Here is a 19496-nt window from a genome sequence, read left to right as displayed (position 1 = left end):
CGCCGGTGTCGCCGCTCTCTCCCGGGTCGGTCTCAGCCGCCTTCCCCGCCTTCCCCGTCCCCGCCTTCCCCGTCGCCGGTCCGAAGCGGGCCGCCTCCAGGTACTCGGGCTTGGGGTCGAGGGCGGCGGCGAGGCGGAAGTGGCGGATCGCCTGGTCGGGGCGGCCGGAGCGCTGGTAGGTACGGCCGAGCGCGAAGTGGGCGAAGGCGTTGTCCGGCTCCCGCTCCAGGACCAGCTCGAATTCCAGCTCGGCCGGACGCAGCTGCGCGGCGGCGAAGAAGGCGCGGGCCCGCAGCAGCCGGGCCGCGGTGTTCTCGGGATGGGCGGCGATCACCGAGTCGAGCAGTTTCACGGCGCCCCGCGGGTCCCTGGCGGCGAGTAGCCGCTCGGCGGCGCGATAGTCGATGACGTGGGTCTGCGGGTCCCTCTCGGCCACGGCAGCGGCCCCCTTCCCTCGCTCCGGCGTTTCGACAGCGGGCAGGGCGGCCTCGTTCCGCGCCGGCCCCGTTCCCCGGAGGGGTATTCCCGCCGGGACGTCATGACTACCCCATGGGCGGGGCGTTCAGGGGGTCCCGGGCGGGTCCGCGTCCTCCCGGGCGGACGACGACGCGTCCGTGCGGCCGGACGCGGCCGGCTCGGCGGACCCGGCTCCGGCTCCGGCTCCGGCGGGGTGCCCAGTGGCTTCGGCGGCCCGTCGCGCCAGCTCCTCCCACACCTCCCGCACCTGCGGCTCCAGCCGCTCCAGGGGGCCGTCGTTGTCGATGAGGAAGTCGGCGACGGCACGCCGCTGGGCGCGGGTGGCCTGGGCGGACATCCGGGCGCGGGCCTCGGCCTCGGTCATGCCGCGCAGCCGGACGAGCCGGTCCAGCTGAGTCTCGGGCGCCGCGTCCACGACGATCACCAGGTCGTAGAGGGGGGCGAGACCGTTCTCGGTGAGCAGCGGCACATCGTGGACGACGACGTCGCCGGGTCCGGCCTGGCGCTCCAGTTCGGCGGAGCGGGCGCCGACGAGGGGGTGGACGATGGCGTTGAGCGCGGCCAGCCGCCCGGTGTCGGCGAAGACGATACCGCCGAGCTTCGGCCGGTCCAGCGTGCCCTCGGGCGTGAGGATCTCCGGGCCGAACTCCGCGACGATCGCGGCGAGCCCGGGGGTGCCGGGCTCCACGACCTCCCGGGCGATCCGGTCGGCGTCGACGAGGACCGCTCCGTACGAGACGAGCAGCCGGGACACTTCGCTCTTGCCGGCGCCGATGCCACCGGTCAATCCTGCCTTCAGCATGAGCGGCAGCTTAGATCGCGCCGCCCGGCGGCTACGCGTCGCCCTCCCGTTCGGCAAGGAAACGCTCGAACTCGCGGCCCAGCTCGTCTGCGGAGGGCAGATCGGCGGGCTCGGCGACCAGACTGCCGCGGGTCTCGGCACCGGCCATCGCGTCGTACTGGTGCTCAAGCCCCTGGACGAGTGCGGTCAGCTCCTCGTCGCCCTCGCCGATCTGCCGCTCGATCTCGGTCTGGGTGCGCCGGGCCTCGGTGCGCAGGGCGTGCGCCACGCCGGGCAGGACCAGGCCGGTGGCGGCCGTGACGGCCTCCAGGGCGGTCAGGGCGGCGTCCGGGTACGCGGAGCGGGCCACGTAGTGCGGGACGTGGGCGGCGACGCCGAGGGTGTCGAAACCGGCCTCGCCGAGCCGGAACTCCACGAGGGACTCGGCGCTTCCGGGCACCTGCGCCTCGTCGAAGGGGCTGCGGTGGCCGGGCATGAGGTCGGTGCGGTTGCCGTGCGGGGTGAGGCCGACGGGGCGGGTGTGCGGGACGCCCATCGGGATGCCGTGGAAGTTGACGGCGAGGCGGACCCCGAGGCGCTCGACGATCTGGCGTACGGCCGCGGCGAAGCGCTCCCACTCGACGTCCGGCTCGGGGCCGGAGAGCAGCAGGAACGGCGCGCCGGTGGCGTCCTGGACCAGGCGCACCTCCAGGGCCGGGGTGTCGTACGCGGTCCAGCGGTCGCGGCGGAAGGTCAGCAGCGGGCGCCGGGCCCGGTAGTCCACCAGCCGGTCGTGGTCGAAGCGGGCCACCACCTGGTGCGGCAGGGTGTCGAGCAGCCGGTCGACGATCTGCTCACCGGTCTCGCCGGCGTCGATGTAGCCGTCGAAGTGGTAGAGCATCACCAGCCCGGCCGACTCCTGCGCCAGGGCGACATCGACCACGGCGAGACCCTTCGGGTCCCATTCGTACAAATCCTGGGGATCAAGCACGATTTCCGCTCCTCCTCGCGTTCTTCAGCCACAACATCGTCCGACGCACCGTCATTCCCGCCCTTCGTCATGTCCGGGAGACGCTCCCGGAAATCGGCCCCCGGAAACGGTCCCGGACACGACGCCGCGGGACGGTCCCGGGGAACGACCTCGGAAATCGGCCCCGGAAAACGGGCGAGGCCCGCCTCCCCCGAAGGGGAGACGGGCCTCGTACCGGCTACAGGAGCGGGTCAGCGAACGAGCTGATTCAGCTCTGGCCGCCGGCCAGCTTCTCGCGCAGGGCGGCGAGAGCCTCGTCCGACGCCAGGGCGCCGGCGTTGTCGTCCGACTCCGAGGAGTAGGAGCCACCCGACACGCCCGCCGGGGCACCGGCCGGAGCGGCGGCGCCACCCTCGGCAGCGGCGGCCTCGTCGGCCTCGCGGGACTTGATGACCTGAGCCTGGTGCTGCTCGAAGCGCTGCTGCGCCTCGGCGTACTGGGTCTCCCAGGCCTCGCGCTGGGTCTCGTAGCCCTCGAGCCAGTCGTTGGTCTCGGGGTCGAAGCCCTCGGGGTAGATGTAGTTGCCCTGGTCGTCGTAGGACGCGGCCATGCCGTACAGGGTCGGGTCGAACTCGACCGAGGCCGGGTCGGCACCGAAGGACTCGTTGGCCTGCTTCAGCGAGAGGCTGATGCGACGACGCTCGAGGTCGATGTCGATGACCTTGACGAAGATCTCGTCGTTGACCTGGACGACCTGCTCCGGGATCTCCACGTGGCGCTCGGCCAGCTCGGAGATGTGGACCAGACCCTCGATGCCCTCGTCCACGCGGACGAACGCACCGAACGGAACCAGCTTGGTGACCTTACCCGGAACGACCTGGCCGATCTGGTGGGTACGGGCGAACTGCTGCCACGGGTCCTCCTGGGTCGCCTTCAGCGACAGGGAGACACGCTCGCGGTCCATGTCGACGTCGAGAACCTCGACGGTGACTTCCTGGCCGACCTCGACAACCTCGGACGGGTGGTCGATGTGCTTCCAGGACAGCTCGGAGACGTGAACGAGACCGTCGACGCCACCCAGGTCCACGAAGGCACCGAAGTTGACGATCGAGGACACGACGCCGGAGCGGACCTGACCCTTCTGGAGGGTCGTGAGGAAGGTCTGGCGAACCTCGGACTGGGTCTGCTCGAGCCAGGCACGGCGGGACAGGACCACGTTGTTGCGGTTCTTGTCCAGCTCGATGATCTTCGCCTCGAGCTCCTTGCCCACGTAGGGCTGGAGGTCGCGGACACGGCGCATCTCGACCAGGGAGGCCGGGAGGAAGCCGCGCAGGCCGATGTCGAGGATGAGACCACCCTTGACGACCTCGATGACGGTACCGGTGACGATGCCGTCTTCTTCCTTGATCTTCTCGATGGTGCCCCAGGCGCGCTCGTACTGGGCACGCTTCTTCGAGAGGATCAGGCGGCCTTCCTTGTCCTCCTTCTGGAGAACCAGGGCCTCGATCTCGTCGCCGACCTTGACGACCTCGTTCGGGTCGACGTCGTGCTTGATCGAGAGCTCGCGGCTCGGGATGACGCCTTCGGTCTTGTAACCGATGTCGAGCAGGACCTCGTCCCGGTCGACCTTCACGATGACGCCGTCGACGATGTCGCCGTCGTTGAAGTACTTGATCGTCTCGTCGATCGCGGCGAGGAAGGCTTCCTCGTTACCGATGTCGTTGACCGCAACCTGCGGGGTGGTGGCGGTGGTCTCGGTGCTGCTCGTCATGTGGGAAAGGGCTCCGGTGCGGACATTGAAGTCGTAGGTACTGCTACGCCGAGAGCCCGTATCGCAGCTGAAGAAGCCGGACAGCCAAGGAAGCGCCGATCCCATCGCCGGGAGGCACCTCGAAAACCGAGGGGACATGCAACAGATGCGAGCGCGGCCTGCTCTGTCTGAAGCGCGCAGGCCCGCAGCGCAACCTTTAGCATACGGGGACGGCCGGAAAGGGTCAATGCGCGAAGCGCTCACCCGGGGCGGGTCGCCGCATTTCCGGCACAACTCACGCCAGCCCAGGCCGTCCTGGCCGGGGCGGCCGTGTCGCTTCTCGCGCCACGGCTTCGACCGCAAACTACATCGACGGACGAGATGAACCAAGAGTACGGACAGGAAGACGGCCCCGAGGAAGAGGCGGAGGCCACCCGGCGCGACGCGGGGGACGCGGAGAGCAGCCGGGCCAGCCGGGGCTGGTGGGACCGCAACGCCGACGAGTACCAGACCGACCACGGGGCGTTCCTCGGGGACGACCGGTTCGTATGGGGTCCCGAGGGGCTCGACGAGGCGGACGCGGGGCTGCTCGGCCCGGCCGGGTCGCTCAAGGGGCTCGACGTCCTGGAGATCGGGGCGGGCGCGGCGCAGTGCTCGCGCTGGCTGGCCGCGCGGGGGGCCCGGCCGGTGGCCCTCGACCTCTCGCACCGGCAGCTCCAGCACGCGCTGCGGATCGGCGGGGGCCTGCCGCTGGTGGAGGCGGACGCCGGGGCGCTGCCGTTCCGGGACGGCTCCTTCGACCTCGCGTGCTCGGCGTACGGCGCGGTGCCGTTCGTCGCCGACCCCGTACGGGTCTTCCGCGAGGTGCGCCGGGTGCTGCGGCCGGGCGGCCGGTGGGTGTTCTCGGTGACCCACCCGATCCGCTGGGCGTTCCCGGACGAGCCGGGGCCGGAGGGCCTGTCGGTGGCGGCCTCGTATTTCGACCGGACGCCGTACGTGGAGCAGGACGAGCGGGGGCGCGCGGTCTACGTCGAGCACCACCGGACGCTCGGCGACCGGGTGCGGGACGTGGTGGCCGGCGGCTTCCGGCTGGTCGACCTGGTGGAGCCGGAGTGGCCGGCCTGGAACAGCCAGGAGTGGGGCGGCTGGTCCCCGCTGCGGGGGAATCTGATCCCGGGCACGGCGATCTTCGTCTGCGAGCGCGCCGACGACTGAGGGGCCCGGGGCCGCTGCCTTCCGCGGTCCCGCCGGCCCACAGGCCCCGCCCATTGGTCGTACTAATGGGCGGGGCCTGTGGACAACGGGCGCCGGGGTCCGGCCGGCCGTACGAGACTGAACGCGTGATCCGATACGACGCGCTCGACCGTCTTCCCGTCCGCCATGCCGTCCCCGAGCTGCTCGGCGCGCTCGAGGAGCGCGGCACGGCCGTGCTGCACGCCCCGCCGGGGACGGGCAAGACCACCCTGGTCCCGCTGGCCCTCGCGGGTCTCATAGGAGGGGACGGCCCGGTCCGGCGCGTGCTGGTGGCGGAGCCGCGCCGGATGGCGGTGCGGGCCGCGGCCCGGCGGATGGCGTGGCTGCTGGGCGAGGAGGTCGGCGCGTCCGTCGGTTTCTCCGTGCGCGGGGAGCGGCGGACCGGGCCCAGGACCCGGGTCGAGGTGGTGACGACCGGCATCCTTCTCCAGCGGCTCCAGCGCGACCCGGAGCTGACCGGGGTGGACGTGGTGCTGCTCGACGAGTGCCACGAGCGGCATCTGGACGCGGACACGGCGATGGCGTTCCTGGTGGACGTACGGGCGACGCTGCGGCCCGAGCTGAAACTGATCGCGGCGTCGGCGACCAGTGACGCCGAGGCGTGGTCGGAGCTGCTCACCGTCCTGGACGGGACCGGGCCCGCGCCGGTCGTACGGGCGAAGGGCGAGGGGTACGGGTACGCGGTGCGGTTCGCCGCGCCGCCCGCCGGGATCCGGCCGGCGCACGGCACCCGGGTGGATCCGGCGCTGCTGCGGCATGTGGCGGCGACGGTCCGGCAGGCGATGGACGCCCACGACGGCGACGTCCTGTGCTTCCTGCCCGGTACGGGGGAGATCGCGCGGACGGCGGGGCTGCTCGCGGATCTGGACGCCGAGGTGCTTCAGCTGCACGGGCGGGCACCGGCCTCGGTACAGGACGCGGTGCTGCGCGGGTCCGGTCCGGACGGGCGGCGCCGGGTGGTGCTCGCGACCTCGGTGGCCGAGTCGAGCCTGACCGTTCCGGGGGTGCGGGTCGTGGTGGACTCGGGGCTCGCCCGGGAGCCCCGGATGGATCACGCGCGGGGTCTCGGTTCGCTGGCCACGGTGCCGGTGTCGATCGCGGCGGCGACCCAGCGGGCGGGCCGCTCGGGGCGCGAGGCGCACGGGGTGGTCTACCGCTGCTGGGCGGAGGCGGAGGACGGCAGCCGCACTCGTTTCCCCTCCCCCGAGATCAAGATCGCGGATCTGACGGGCTTCGCGCTGCGCGCTGCCTGCTGGGGCGATCCGTCGGCGGCGGGGCTCGCGCTGCTCGACACACCGCCGGCGGGGGCGATGGCCGCCGCGCGCACGGTGCTCGAAGCGGTCGGCGCGGTGGACGGGGACGGGCGGGCCACCGAGCGCGGGGTGCGGATGTCCGGGCTCGGCCTGCACCCGCGGCTGGCGCGGGCGCTGCTCGACGGCGCCGCCGGGGCGGGTGCCCGGCGGGCGGCCGAGGTGGTGGCGCTGCTGAGCGAGGAGCCGCCCCGGGAATACGGGGACGATCTGACCGCGGCCTGGCGCGAGGCGCGCCGGGGCGGCGACGGATACGCGGCCCGCTGGAAGGCGGAGGTGCGCCGGCTGGAGCGGGCCGTCGGCACCGGCGACGGTACGGGCGCCGGGCCGGCCGGGACAGCGGGCCCGACGGGCCGGGGTGAGGACGCGGTGGCGGGCCTGGTGACGGCGCTCGCCTTCCCCGAACGGGTGGCGAGGGCCCGGGAGCGGGGCGGCTATCTGATGGTGTCGGGGACCGGGGCACGGCTCGCGGAGGGGTCCCGGCTGGGCACCCCCGAGTGGCTGGCGGTCGCGGTCGCGGACCGGACGGCGCAGAACGCCACGGCCCGGGTGCGGCTCGCCGCGGTGGTGGACGAGGAGACCGCACGGCGCGCGGCGGGGCATCTGCTGCGGGCGGCCGAGGAGGTCCACTGGGAGGACGGCGAGGTGGTGGCCCGGTCGGTGGAGCGGCTGGGGGCGGTGGAGCTGACCGTACGGCCGCTGCGCGCGGAGGCGGACCCCGGGCTGGTGCGGGAGGCCCTGCTGGACGGGCTGCGCCGGGAGGGCACGGGGCTGTTGCGGTGGAGCCGGGACGCCGGGGAGCTGCGGCACCGGCTGGCGTTTTTGCACCGGGAGCGGGGCGAGCCGTGGCCGGAGGTGACGGAGGAGGCGCTGCTCGCCCGGGCCGGGGAGTGGCTGGAGCCGGAGCTGTCCCGGGCGCGGCGGCGGGCGGATCTGGGGCGGATCGACGCCGGTGAGGGGCTGCGGCGGCTGCTGCCGTGGGCGACGGGCGAGGCGGGGCGGCTGGACGAGCTGGCGCCGGAGCGGATCGAGGTGCCGAGCGGTTCGCGGATACGGGTGGACTACGGCGGGGAGCGGCCGGTGCTCGCGGTGAAGCTCCAGGAGATGTTCGGGCTCGCCGAGACGCCGCGGGTCTCGGGGGTGCCGGTCCTGGTGCATCTGCTCTCCCCCGCCGGGCGGCCGGCGGCGGTGACCTCGGACCTGGCCTCGTTCTGGCGGGAGGGGTACCGGGCGGTGCGGGCGGAGCTTCGCGGGCGCTATCCGAAGCACCCGTGGCCGGAGGACCCCTCGGCGGCGGTGCCGACCCGGCACACCAGCGCGCGGCTGGGACGGGAGCGGTGACCGGGGCGCCCGGCGGCGGGCACGGACGGGACGGCCGGCGTGCGGTCGGCCGGTCGTCGGGGGGCTGTCGTCGAGAGGGGCTGCTCGCCCGGCGTCCCGCGCGGGTGGGACGGCCCCCGGTCCGCTGTGGGCGGGACCGGGCCCGCGGCTCGGCGCCGCCCCGGATCATGGCCTTGCGGCCTTCCGGCCGAGCACGACCGACGGGCAACCCACGGCAACCGACGGCAGGAGGACTCCATGCAGTTGCGTGATGTCACACCGGACGACGTCGACGCGTACATCCGGATGCGGTGCGACCCGGTCATGATGGCCGATCTCGGCGGCCCGCTGCCGCGAGAGCTTCAGGCCGACAAGGTGCGCAGGGACGCGCGGGACGCGGCGGCGGACGTCTCCTGGATCAAGATGATCGTTCCCGACGAGGGCGCTCCCGGTGTGGTGGCCGGGACGGTGGTCATCTGGTCGCACGACACCGAAGAGGGTCCCCTGTCGGAGATCGGCTGGATGGTCCTGCCGGGGTTCCAGGGCCGCGGTCTGGCCAAGCGGGCGACGCGGGCCCTGCTGGAGCGGGCCCGGGACGAGGACCGCTGGGGCGTCGTCCACGCGTTCCCCGCGACGGGCAACGGCGCCTCGAACGGCATCTGCCGGTCGCTCGGCTTCCGCCTCGTCGGCGAACAGGAGGTCCCGTTCGCCGGCCGGGTGCTGCGGAGCAACCACTGGGCGATGGACCCGCGTACCGACCTCGTCAGTCCGGAGTGACCCCGCGGCGCCGCGTACGGGAGCGGGCTTCGAGCCGAAGGGCGAGGGCGAGCAGGAGGAGGGCGAGACCGGCGAGGCTCCAGGGGAGGTAGGAGACGAGCAGCAGGACCTTCAGCCGGTCGGCCCGGACCAGGTCGACGACCTCGGTGACGCTGTCCTCGCGCATCTTCACATGGCCCGCGAAGACGGTGACCGTGTCCTGGCCGAACAGGGCACGGGCGCCTCGGAGTTCCTCGCGGTGGATCTCCTCGCCGTTCACGGGGGCGCCGGTGACGGGGTCGACCCAGAACATGCGCCGGGTGGTGTACCAGCGGGTGAGGCCGGTCTGCGCGAGGACCTCGGGGGTGATGCCCTTGACCGGCATGGCCTTCGGCATCGGGACCTCGGTCCAGGGAACGGTCTGCTCGAAGTAGTAGACCTCCAGGCCGCCAAAGACCCGGGTGCCCCGGTAGTGGATGGGGGCGGCGGTGCGGGTCTGGGCGTCGAAGTACTGGTAGTCGCGCTTCTCGGTGAGGAAGGGCCACTTGAACTCGATGCCCTCGCGCCGGACCGGGTCGCCGTCGACCGTCTCGCCGGCCGCGTGGACGGGTTCCTGGGTGTGGGCGTCGAAGACGTACCGCTCGGGGATCTTGGAGACCATCGCGCCGTCGGGTCCGGCGACATAGGAGAGGGAGTCCCAGACGACGACGTCGCGGCCGGTGGCACGTTCGACGCGCTTGGCCGCCTCGGCGTCGCCCTTGAGGGTCTGGACGATCGTGATCTTGTCGACTTTCCTGGCCTTGAGGGTCGTGTAGTCGAGCAGGGTGGCGGGCTTCGCCTCCAGGACCGTCACCTGGTACTGGTTCGGCGGGATCCTGGCGAGGCGCGGGAAGGCGTACCAGCGCAGGGCGGGGGCCATCGCGGCGCAGAAGACCGCGAGGGAGAGCAGGACCAGGGCGGCACGGCGGCGCACGGGCGGCCCCTCTACTTCCGGGGGCCGGGGACGGCGGTCAGCAAAGGGCGGGGCGAGGTGGGGCCGTCGGGCGGCAGATCCACGAAGGAGACGAGCAGCATGAACAGCAGGACCGGCGCGAGTCCGATGGCGGTGGCGGCGAGGGCGCGCATGGCCGGCCTCCCGGTGCTCGATCTGATACAGCGTCAGGTCGGGGCACCGTAGCAACGCGGCCGTGAGATGAGAACCCGTCGTACCCGTTCCCGGCGGCCTTACGCGAACGCCGCCCCCGCGTCCGGTGGTCGGGACGCGGGGGCGGCGGAAGCGCTCCTCCCGTGCGCGCCGGTGCGGCGCGCACGGGAGGGGTCGGTCAGGAGCCGGTCGTGGCCTTCGGCTCGCTCGTGGCCGACGGCGAGGCGGACGGCGAGGCCGACGCCGTGGCGGACGCCGACGGCGACGGGGCGGCCGAGGGGGTGGCCGACGGTTTCGCGGACGCGGTCGCCGACGGCTTGGCCGTGGCGGCCGCCGTGGGCTTGGCCGAGGGCGCGGCCGACTTCGTCGCGGACGGCGCCGGGCTCGGCGTCGTGGGCGACGGCGTCGGGCCCGGGGTCTGCTCGGGGTCCGGGGCGGTGACCTTCAGCTCGACGGTCGCCGTGCCGCCGCCGGGCGCGGTCAGCCGCAGGACGAAGGTGCCGGTCTTGTCGCCCGCGAAGATCTCGGGCAGCGTGACGACACCGTCGGCGTCCGTCTTCAGGCCGGTGAGCGTGCGGATCGCGGTGCCGTCGGCGGCCTTGAAGGAGGGGCCTTCGGTGGCGGGCTTCGCCCCGGCGTCCGCCGAGGTGACGAAGGTGGCGGTGACGGCGACCTTGGCGGCGGCCTTGCCGCCGTCGGTGGCCTTGACCCGTACCTCGTCCGCGAACCGGCCGCCGGTGGTGGCCGAGAGGTCCTTGGCGTCGACCCGGGTGAGGGTGTCGGCCTGCCGCTCGGTGACGGTGACCTTGAAGGAGACCGCCTTCGCGGCGCTGCCGACCACGTCGGCGACGACGCCGAAGTCCCCGGTCTTCTCGCCGGCCCTGAGCTCCGGCGTGGCGGCCCAGCCTTCCGCGCCGGTGACGAGGACGATCTCGCGCAGGGTGCCGAGGGTGAAGCGGATGTCGGTGTCGGCGCCGATCCGGAAGCGGACCCGGGCGCCCTCGACCGGCTTGCCCGCCTTGTCGAGGACCCGGACCGCCGGGCGGTTGGTGAAGACGCTGCCCGCGGTGGCGGCGAGGGGGCCGGAGGTGGCGTTCTCGATCGTCACGGCCGCGGTCGCCGGGTCGGTGGCCGGCGGAGTGGGCGTGGTGGGCTCGGTGGGCTCGGTGGGCGGCTTCGGGGTGGTACCCGGCTTGGCCGGCGCCGTCGGCTTCGTGACGGGCGGCTTCGACGCCGACGGCGTCTTCGTGCCCGGAGTCGTGGTGACGGGCGTACGGACCCGGCCGTCGCTGCGGCCGACGGGGAGCACACCGGTGCCGTCGGGCACCTGGTGCGTGCCGCGCTTGTAGTACTCGGCCCAGGAGAGCACCGTGTTCAGGTACTCGCGGGAGTGGTTGTAGCTGAGGACGGCCTGGTCCAGGTCGGCCTTGACCGCGAGGTTGCGGTCGTGGGCGCACAGGTAGAGCCCCGCGGCCTGGGCGGCGTCGTAGATGTTGTTGGGGTCCTTGCGCCCGTCGCCATTGGCGTCCTGGCCCCAGGTGGCCCAGGTGGACGGGATGAACTGCATCGGGCCGACCGCCCGGTCGTGCGTGGCGTCGCCGTCGTAGGCACCGCCGTCGGTGTCGGGGATGTTCGCGAAGGCGCCGCCGCTCAGCACGGGCCCGAGGATCGCCGGGGACGAGGTGCCGACGGTGTCGACCCGGCCGCCGTTCGCGTGTCCGGACTCGACCTTGCCTATGCCGGCGAGCAGCTGCCAGGGCAGGTTGCAGCCGGGGTCGGTGGAGCGAATCGATTCCTCGGCGCGCTTGTAGGCGGCGAGGACGGTCGCGGGTATGCCCGCCTCGGCGGGGCCGGTGACGATCGGCGTGGTGGGCACGGTGGCGCCCGGCTTGTTCGGCGAGTTCAGCGGCGGCAGGGCGGTGAAGTACGGCGAGTCGCCGGAGGCCGAACCCGCCGGGGGTGCCGTCGTGTCGCCCGCACCGATCGGTACCTCACCGCCGGTGGTGTCCGTGGACGGTGGGATGTCGTTCCCCGGAGCCTGCGAGGCGGCGAGTGCGGCGACGGCCGCCGCCACGATCGCACCACTGGCGGCTCCCCTGCGCAGCCGGTGGCCCAATTGCCCTGCCATACGTATGGTCCCTCCCCGAATACCCCATCCGCGCCACAGGCGCGGCTCCGACTCGCCGACCATATGTCAACTCCGGGCGGGGGAACACCGGGTCATGACCGTGTTTCACGGTTTCGTCACCACTCGGGCGGCCATGGGACCGCCCCCGGAACGTCCTGAATACTGGGGCCACGCCGGACGAGGGGGACACGCGTGCCATTCACACTCAGCCATGCCGCGGCCGTACTGCCGGGCATCCGCCGCGGCGGCACGGCGCGCGGGCCGCTCGTGGCGTCGGCGCTGGTCGCCGGTTCCTTCGCCCCCGACACGACGTACTTCGCCGCCGGCGCCATCCCGGGCGCGATGGAGTTCGGGAGCGTCACGCACTCGCCGCTCGGGATCGTGACCGTCGACGTGCTCATCACGGGCGCCCTGGTGGCGCTGTGGCTGATGCTGCGCGAACCGCTGGTGGCACTGCTGCCCGGACGGTGGCGGGGCCGGGTGTACGGCGCGGTGCGAGGCCGGCCGTGGCGGGAGCGGCGGCCGGTGGCGCTGGTGTGCTGGACCGCCGTGTCGGCGGTCACCGGGTCGGCCACGCACGTCGGGTGGGACGCCTTCACCCACCACGACCGGTGGGGCACCCGTATCGTCCCGGTGCTCGGCGAGACCGTGACGGCCGGGCTGCCCGGCTACCTCTTTCTGCAGTACGGGAGTTCGGCGCTCGCCGCGGTGGTGCTGGTGTGGTGGGCGGTCCGGGAACTGCGGACGGCGGCGATGGACACGCCCCGGCCCGCCGCCGCGGACGCCCTCGGCGACCGGGGCCGGCTGCTCGCCGCCGCGCTGATCACGGTGTGCGTACTGGCCGTGGCGGCCCATCGGGTGCTGCGCTGGTACGCCTACTGGGGCTGGGCCCACACGCCGCTCGACATCATCCCGACCCTCTGTTTCGGAGTGGGCGCGGGGCTCGTCGCCGGTCTGGTGCTGTACGCCGCCGCGATGCGGCTGCGGGCGCTCGCCCCCTCGCGTACGACGGCACCCCGGACCGAGCCGGCCGGCGGCATCACCGTCCCCGGCTCCCCGCACATCCCGGAGCCGGCCCGCCCGGAACCGGCCCGCCCGAGGCGCTGACGGCGCGGGGCGTACAGACGTACGCATCGGCGTACCGGCAAAGAAGGAGGGGGCGGGACCCGGCCGGGTCCCGCCCCCTCCCCTTCGCGCCCGCTCAGTGCGCGGCCGAGTCCCAGTCCCGGCCCACGCCCACCGACACGTCCAGCGGGGCCCTGAGGTCCACCGCCTCGCTCATCGTGGTGCGGACCAGCTCCTCGACGCGCTCGCGCTCGCCGGGGGCGATCTCCAGGACGATTTCGTCGTGGACCTGGAGGAGCATGCGGGACGTGAGGCCCGCTTCCGTCAGCGCCCGGTCGACGTTCAGCATGGCGATCTTGACGATGTCGGCCGCGGTGCCCTGGATCGGGGCGTTGAGCGCCATGCGCTCGGCGGCCTCGCGGCGCTGCCGGTTGTCGCTGTTGAGGTCCGGGAGGTAGCGGCGGCGGCCGAGCATCGTCTCGGTGTAGCCGGTGGCGCGGGCCTCGTCGACGACCCGGCGCAGATAGTCCCGCACCCCGCCGAAGCGCTCGAAGTAGGTGTCCATCAGACCGCGGGCCTCGCCGGGGTCGATGGCCAGCTGCTGGGACAGACCGAAGGCGGACAGGCCGTACGCCAGCCCGTACGACATGGCCTTGATCTTGCGGCGCATCTCCGGGTCGACGGCGGACCGGTCGACGCCGAAGACCTGCGAGGCGACCGTGTTGTGCAGGTCCTCGCCGGAGGTGAACGCCTCGATCAGGCCCTCGTCCTCGGACAGGTGGGCCATGACCCGCAGTTCGATCTGACTGTAGTCGGCGGTCATGAGGGTCTCGAAGCCCTCGCCGACGACGAAGCCGTGCCGGATGGCGCGGCCCTCGTCCGTGCGCACCGGCACGTTCTGCAGATTGGGGTCGGTGGACGACAGCCGGCCGGTCGCGGCGACGGTCTGGCTGAAGGTGGTGTGGATCCGGCCGTCGGCGGCGACCGTCTTGATCAGGCCCTCGACGGTGGACCGCAGCCGGGCCTGCTCACGGTGCCGGAGCATGATGACCGGCAGCTCGTGCTCGGTCTGGCCGGCGAGCCAGGCGAGCGCGTCGGCGTCCGTGGTGTAGCCGGTCTTGGTCTTCTTCGTCTTGGGCAGGTTCAGCTCGCCGAAGAAGACTTCCTGGAGCTGCTTGGGCGAGCCCAGGTTGAACTCGTGGCCGACGGAGGCGTGCGCCTCCTTCACGGCCTGCTGCACCGCGCCCGCGAACTGCTGCTCCAGGGCCTTCAGGTGGTCGCGGTCGGCGGCGATGCCGTGCCGCTCCAGCCGGGCGAGCAGGACGGACGTGGGCAGCTCGACGTCGTGGAGCAGTTCCTTCGCGCCGACCTCGGCGAGCTTGTCGTCGAAGGCGTCGGCCAGGTCGAGGATCGCCCGGGCCTGGGTCATCAGGGCCTCGGCCTCGGCGGTGTCCTCGGCGCCGAAGGCGAGCTGGCCGTCGGCGGCGGCCGCCGGGGCGAGTTCACGGCCCAGGTACTCCAGCGAGAGCGCGTCCAGGGCGAAGGTGCGGCGGCCGGGCTTGACCAGGTACGCGGCGAGCGCCGTGTCCATGGTGACGCCGTCGACGCTCCAGCCGTGCTCGGGGAAGACCCGCATGGCGCCCTTGGCGTTGTGCAGGACCTTGGGACGCTCGGCGTCCGAGAGCCAGCCGGTCCAGGCCCGCTCGTCGGCCTCGTCCAGCTCGGCCGGGTCGAACCAGGCGGCGGCGCCGTCGGCGGCGGCGAGGGCGACCTCCGCCACGTTGCCGGTGCCGAGCGCCCAGCTGTCGACGGTGGCCACGCCGAGCGGCGAGGCGCCGTGCGTCTCCAGCCACGGCGCGAGCTCGCCGGAGCCGAGGACCGAGAAGTCCAGCTCGACGCCGGGCTCCGGCGCGGCGGCGGCCTCCTCCGCGGCGCCGGGGTCGACGGCGAGGAGCCGCTCGCGCAGCGACGGGTTGCGGATCTCCAGGGTGTCCAGGAGCAGGGCGATCGCCTTGCGGTCGTACGGCTCGCGGGCGAGGTCCTCGACCGTCTTCGGCAGCTCGACGTCGCGGACCATCTCGGTCAGCCGCCGGTTGAGCTTCACCGACTCCAGGTGGTCGCGGAAGTTCTGGCCGGCCACGCCCTTGACCTCGTCGGCGCGCTCGACCAGCTCGGCGAAGGAGCCGAACTGGTTGATCCACTTCGCGGCGGTCTTCTCGCCGACCTTCGGGATGCCGGGCAGGTTGTCGGACGGGTCGCCGCGCAGGGCCGCGAAGTCCGGGTACTGCGAGGGCGAGAGCCCGTACTTCTCCTGGACCTTCTCCGGGGTGAACCGGGTCAGCTCGGAGACACCCTTCGTGGGGTACAGCACCGTGGTGTGCTCGGTGACCAGCTGGAAGGAGTCGCGGTCGCCGGTGACGATGAGGACCTCGAAGCCGGCGGCCTCGGCCTGGGTGGCGAGGGTGGCGATGACGTCGTCCGCCTCGAACCCGTCGACGGCGAAGCGCGGCGCGTGCATGGCGTCCAGCAGCTCGCCGATCAGCTCGACCTGGCCCCGGAACTCGTCGGGGGTGCTGGAGCGGTTCGCCTTGTACTCGGGGAACTCCTGGGAACGCCAGGTCTTGCGCGACACGTCGAACGCGACCGCGAAGTGCGTGGGCGCCTCGTCACGGAGCGTGTTCGCGAGCATGGACGCGAACCCGTAGATCGCGTTCGTCGGCTGCCCCGTCGCGGTGGTGAAATTCTCCGCGGGCAGCGCGAAGAACGCCCGGTACGCCAGGGAGTGCCCGTCCATGAGGAGCAGGCGCGGGCGGTTCGCTTCGGTCACATCGGTCTTCTTCGCTGCTGTCTCGGCCACGGAACGATCCTGCCACGCGCCACGGACATTCCCGTCCACGCGGGCCGGGGGCGCCGGGCGATGTGCGGGGTGAGCCCGCGGGGCGGGGCGCGCGGGGGCCTCGGCGCGGGCGGGCGGCTGCGGCTGCCCGCGTGCGGGGCGCGTACGAGGGTGTACGGACCGTCTCCCCCCAGGGCGTACGGACCGTGACCGCGAGGCGGCTCCGGCGCACGGGCCGCCCGGCGAACCGGCCACCGACCGCGTACGGACCGGGTACGTACCGTCTCCGGCCACCCCGTTGGACCGCGCGTGGCCGTCTCCCCGTGACCCGTGACAGGATCGGAGGCGTAGACGTATGACGTAGACGCAGATGCGGCGGATACAACGGATACAGCGGATGCGGTCGTGGCCGTACGAGCGGACGCGGGAGCCGGTGGAGCCGGAGTCGCCCGCGCCGCGCGAACCCCGCGCGTCCACGGCATCCGCGACAGCCGCGACATCCGCACAAGGGCTCGAAGGAGAGCGCGATGGTCAGCAAGCCGCCCGCCGGCGACCCGGTCCAGGACGCGCCGGAGGTCTCGGCGCCGCAGCACGCGGCGGCCGGTCTGCCCGCGATCGCGCACACCCTGCGGATGGCCGAGGCCCAGATGGGCATGCGGCGCACCGCCCGCACCCTCCTCAAGGTCAACCAGAAGGACGGCTTCGACTGTCCCGGCTGCGCCTGGCCCGAGGGCGACAAGCGGCATGTCGCGGAGTTCTGCGAGAACGGCGCGAAGGCGGTCGCCGAGGAGGCGACGCTGCGCCGGGTCACCCCCGAGTTCTTCGCCGCGCATCCGGTGGCGGACCTGGCCGAGCGCAGCGGCTACTGGCTCGGCCAGCAGGGCCGGATCACCCAGCCGATGTATCTCCCCGAGGGTGGTGACCGGTACGAACCGGTGTCGTGGGAGCGGGCGTTCGCGATCCTCGCGGAGGAACTGACCGCGCTGGCCTCGCCCGACGAGGCGCTGTTCTACACCTCGGGCCGTACCAGCAACGAGGCCGCGTTCCTTCTCCAGCTCTTCGCCCGCGAGTTCGGCACGAACAACCTGCCGGACTGCTCGAACATGTGCCACGAGTCCTCGGGTTCCGCGCTCACCGAGACCATCGGGGTCGGCAAGGGCAGCGTCTCCCTGGAGGACCTGTACCAGGCGGATCTGATCGTGATCGCCGGGCAGAACCCCGGCACGAACCACCCCCGAATGCTGTCGGCGCTGGAGAAGGCGAAGGCCGCCGGGGCGCGGATCATCTCGGTGAACCCACTGCCCGAGGCGGGTCTGGAGCGGTTCAAGAACCCGCAGACGCCACAGGGCATGCTGCGCGGCACCGCGCTCACCGACCTGTTCCTGCAGATCCGCATCGGCGGCGACCAGGCCCTGTTCCGGCTGCTGAACAAGCTGATCCTGAACACGCCGGGCGCCGTCGACGAGAAGTTCGTCGCCGAGCACACCCACGGGTACGACGCGTTCGCGGCCGCCGCGACCGCCGCCGACTGGGACGAGACGCTCGCCGCGACCGGACTCACCCGGGCGGAGATCGAGCGGGCGCTCGCCATGGTCCTCGCCTCGAAGCGGACGATCGTGTGCTGGGCGATGGGCCTGACCCAGCACAAGCACTCCGTGCCGACCATCCGCGAGATCGTCAACTTCCTTCTGCTGCGCGGGAACATCGGCCGGCCGGGCGCCGGGGTGTGCCCGGTGCGCGGGCACTCCAATGTGCAGGGCGACCGCACGATGGGCATCTTCGAGCGGCCCTCGACGGCGTTCCTGGACGCCCTGGACAAGGAGTTCGGGATCGTCTCGCCGCGGCACCACGGCTACGACGTGGTCCGCTCCATCCAGGCGCTGCGCGACGGCGACGCGAAGGTGTTCTTCGCGATGGGCGGCAACTTCATCGGCGCGACCCCGGACACCGAGGTCACCGAGGCGGCGATGCGCAAGGCCCGGCTGACCGTGCACGTGTCGACGAAACTGAACCGCTCGCACGCGGTGACGGGCCGGCGCGCGCTGATCCTGCCGACGCTCGGCCGCACCGACAAGGACGTACAGAAGGCCGGCCGGCAGGTGGTGACCGTCGAGGACTCGATGGGCCTGGTGCACACCTCGCGCGGCAACCTGCCCCCGGCGAGCCCTCATCTGCTGTCCGAACCGGCGATCGTGGCCCGGCTCGCGCGTGCCGTGCTCGGCGCCGGATCGGCCACGCCCTGGGAGGAGTTCGAGGCGGACTACGCCACGATCCGCGACCGCATCGCGCGCGTCGTCCCCGGATTCGAGAACTTCAACGCCAAACTGGCCGCCGACCCGGCCGGGTTCCGGCTGCCCCACGCGCCGCGCGACGAGCGCCGCTTCCCCACCGCCACCGGCAAGGCCAACTTCACCGCCGCGCCGGTCGAGTTCCCGCGCGTCCCCGAGGGCCGGCTGCTGCTCCAGACACTGCGCTCGCACGACCAGTACAACACCACGATCTACGGTCTCGACGACCGCTACCGAGGGATCACCGGCGGTCGCCGGGTCGTCATGGTCCACCCCGACGACGCGGCCGCGCTGGGCTTCGCCGACGGGTCGTACGCGGATCTGGTGAGCGAGTGGACCGACGGCAGCGAGCGCCGGGCGCCCGGGTTCCGGGTCGTGCACTATCCGACGGCCCGGGGCTGCGCCGCCGCCTACTACCCGGAGACGAACGTGCTGGTGCCGCTGGAGTCCACGGCCGACGTCAGCAACACCCCCGCGAGCAAGTCCGTGATCATCCGTCTGGAAGAATCCGCTTCCGCCTGACCAACAAGCGTGACTGAGGCGGCCGGTCCGGTGGGACCGGCCGCCTCAGCCGTACGTACGAGGACGAAACGGAGCCTGACCATGGGTGAGCAGCAGCACGTGAAGTTCCCGCAGGAGGTCATCGACGAGTACGCCTCGCTCGGTGTGGACCTGCCGGCGCTCTTCTCGGCCGGGCACCTCGGCAACCGGATGGGGGTGCGCATCCTGGAAGCCTCCGCCGACCGGGTCGTCGGCACCCTGCCCGTGGAGGGCAACACCCAGCCGTACGGCCTGCTGCACGGCGGTGCCTCCGCCGTCCTGGCCGAAACCCTGGGCTCGATCGGCGCGATGCTGCACGGCGGGGTCAGCCGCATCGCCGTGGGTGTCGACCTGAACTGCACCCACCACCGCGGGGTGCGCGACGGCCAGGTGACCGGTGTCGCCACGCCCGTGCACCGGGGCCGGTCGACCGCCACCTACGAGATCGTCATCACCGACGAGCAGGGCAAGCGGGTCTGTTCCGCGCGCCTGACCTGCCTGCTCAGGGAGGTCGGCGAGAAGGACGCGGCGCTGCTGCCGCAGGCCGGCCGCGCGGGCGGCGCCGACGCCTGACCCCGCACCCCCGGCACCCGGCACCCGGCCTGCTGGGCGCGCGCCGTCGCCACGCCCCGTACCCGCTCCGCACGCGGCCCGACCCGATCCGGCCACAAGGAGCGCGGCGTTCACCCGGGCACCAGCGGACGCTTTCTCCCTCGCGGCCCCGGACGGATTCCCCCGTCCGGGGCCGCGGGGCGGTGCGGCCGCCCGCCGCGCCCCCGGGGGGCGCGGCGGGGGGGGGGGGGGGGGGGGGGGGGCGGGGGGGCGGGGGGGGGGCGGGGGGGGGGGGGGGGGCGGGGGGCGCGGGGGGGGGGGGGGC

12 protein-coding genes and 2 pseudogenes are annotated in these 19496 nt (G+C 73.2%); 6 read left to right on the top strand and 8 right to left on the bottom strand.

Annotated features, from left to right (window positions below; translation table 11 throughout):
- Positions 1-73: 73 nt before the first annotated feature.
- From ACGFRB_RS32635 to rpsA, 4 genes and pseudogenes are all read right to left on the bottom strand, one after another.
- Positions 74-436, bottom strand: a pseudogene (locus ACGFRB_RS32635) (tetratricopeptide repeat protein); the annotation flags it as partial.
- Between the two features lie 249 nt (positions 437-685).
- Positions 686-1279: pseudogene (gene coaE, locus ACGFRB_RS32630) on the bottom strand (dephospho-CoA kinase); the annotation flags it as partial.
- A 31-nt stretch (positions 1280-1310) separates the two neighbouring features.
- Positions 1311-2249: a PAC2 family protein gene (locus ACGFRB_RS32625; protein WP_363008301.1), complete on the bottom strand. Its 939-nt coding sequence runs from the start codon at positions 2247-2249 to the stop codon at positions 1311-1313.
- 247 nt (positions 2250-2496) lie between these two features.
- Positions 2497-3999, bottom strand: a complete 1503-nt coding sequence (rpsA, locus tag ACGFRB_RS32620; RefSeq protein WP_361235076.1) for a 30S ribosomal protein S1 — start codon at positions 3997-3999, stop codon at positions 2497-2499.
- A gap of 360 nt (positions 4000-4359) precedes the next feature.
- Between rpsA and ACGFRB_RS32615 the strand changes: the two genes are divergently transcribed.
- The 3 genes from ACGFRB_RS32615 to ACGFRB_RS32605 all read left to right on the top strand — a co-directional run bounded on the left by ACGFRB_RS32615 (position 4360) and on the right by ACGFRB_RS32605 (position 8639).
- Positions 4360-5193: a methyltransferase domain-containing protein gene (locus ACGFRB_RS32615; protein ID WP_363008300.1), complete on the top strand. Its 834-nt coding sequence runs from the start codon at positions 4360-4362 to the stop codon at positions 5191-5193.
- A 125-nt stretch (positions 5194-5318) separates the two neighbouring features.
- Entirely contained in the window at positions 5319-7883 is a 2565-nt protein-coding gene (gene hrpB, locus ACGFRB_RS32610) for an ATP-dependent helicase HrpB (RefSeq protein ID WP_393248208.1), read from the top strand.
- Positions 7884-8120: 237 nt separating this feature from the next.
- On the top strand, positions 8121-8639 hold the full coding sequence (locus ACGFRB_RS32605) for a GNAT family N-acetyltransferase (protein ID WP_393248206.1): 519 nt from the start codon (positions 8121-8123) through the stop codon (positions 8637-8639).
- On the opposite strand, the gene ACGFRB_RS32600 is transcribed toward ACGFRB_RS32605, so the two are convergent.
- The 3 genes from ACGFRB_RS32600 to ACGFRB_RS32590 form a co-directional block, all read right to left on the bottom strand.
- Positions 8626-9591: a DUF3068 domain-containing protein gene (locus ACGFRB_RS32600; RefSeq protein WP_393248204.1), complete on the bottom strand. Its 966-nt coding sequence runs from the start codon at positions 9589-9591 to the stop codon at positions 8626-8628. The genes ACGFRB_RS32605 and ACGFRB_RS32600 overlap by 14 nt on opposite strands.
- Before the next feature lie 11 nt (positions 9592-9602).
- Positions 9603-9743, bottom strand: a complete 141-nt coding sequence (locus ACGFRB_RS32595; protein WP_361235089.1) for an SPW_0924 family protein — start codon at positions 9741-9743, stop codon at positions 9603-9605.
- A 197-nt stretch (positions 9744-9940) separates the two neighbouring features.
- The gene (locus tag ACGFRB_RS32590) at positions 9941-11890 is read right to left on the bottom strand and encodes a lytic transglycosylase domain-containing protein (RefSeq protein ID WP_393248202.1); all 1950 of its coding nucleotides are present in this window, start codon (positions 11888-11890) and stop codon (positions 9941-9943) included.
- Positions 11891-12082: 192 nt separating this feature from the next.
- Between ACGFRB_RS32590 and ACGFRB_RS32585 the strand changes: the two genes are divergently transcribed.
- On the top strand, positions 12083-12997 hold the full coding sequence (locus ACGFRB_RS32585; RefSeq protein WP_393248200.1) for a DUF4184 family protein: 915 nt from the start codon (positions 12083-12085) through the stop codon (positions 12995-12997).
- 94 nt (positions 12998-13091) lie between these two features.
- Here ACGFRB_RS32585 and polA read toward each other — a convergent pair whose 3' ends face one another.
- Complete coding sequence (gene polA / locus ACGFRB_RS32580) at positions 13092-15812, bottom strand: DNA polymerase I (protein ID WP_393248198.1); 2721 nt, start codon at positions 15810-15812, stop codon at positions 13092-13094.
- Positions 15813-16318: 506 nt separating this feature from the next.
- On the opposite strand from polA, the gene ACGFRB_RS32575 reads away from it, so the two are divergent.
- Both ACGFRB_RS32575 and ACGFRB_RS32570 read left to right on the top strand, forming a co-directional pair.
- Positions 16319-18601 (top strand): FdhF/YdeP family oxidoreductase, encoded by a 2283-nt coding sequence (locus ACGFRB_RS32575; protein ID WP_393248196.1) that lies wholly within the window; start codon positions 16319-16321, stop codon positions 18599-18601.
- Positions 18602-18682: 81 nt separating this feature from the next.
- Positions 18683-19192, top strand: a complete 510-nt coding sequence (locus ACGFRB_RS32570; protein WP_363011762.1) for a hotdog fold thioesterase — start codon at positions 18683-18685, stop codon at positions 19190-19192.
- Positions 19193-19496 lie beyond the last annotated feature (304 nt).

The organism is Streptomyces sp. NPDC048718, assembly GCF_043198875.1.
Classification (GTDB): domain Bacteria; phylum Actinomycetota; class Actinomycetes; order Streptomycetales; family Streptomycetaceae; genus Streptomyces.
This window is presented reverse-complemented; position numbering and strand designations above follow the sequence as displayed.

Excerpts from the sequence above, each read along its gene's own strand:
- rpsA (WP_361235076.1), bottom strand. The coding sequence starts at position 3,999 with ATGACGAGCAGCACCGAGACCACCGCCACCACCCCGCAGGTTGCGGTC.
- ACGFRB_RS32615 (WP_363008300.1), top strand. The coding sequence starts at position 4,360 with ATGAACCAAGAGTACGGACAGGAAGACGGCCCCGAGGAAGAGGCGGAG.
- ACGFRB_RS32605 (WP_393248206.1), top strand. The coding sequence starts at position 8,121 with ATGCAGTTGCGTGATGTCACACCGGACGACGTCGACGCGTACATCCGG.
- ACGFRB_RS32595 (WP_361235089.1), bottom strand. The coding sequence starts at position 9,743 with ATGCGCGCCCTCGCCGCCACCGCCATCGGACTCGCGCCGGTCCTGCTG.
- ACGFRB_RS32590 (WP_393248202.1), bottom strand. The coding sequence starts at position 11,890 with ATGGCAGGGCAATTGGGCCACCGGCTGCGCAGGGGAGCCGCCAGTGGT.
- ACGFRB_RS32575 (WP_393248196.1), top strand. The coding sequence starts at position 16,319 with ATGGTCAGCAAGCCGCCCGCCGGCGACCCGGTCCAGGACGCGCCGGAG.
- ACGFRB_RS32570 (WP_363011762.1), top strand. The coding sequence starts at position 18,683 with ATGGGTGAGCAGCAGCACGTGAAGTTCCCGCAGGAGGTCATCGACGAG.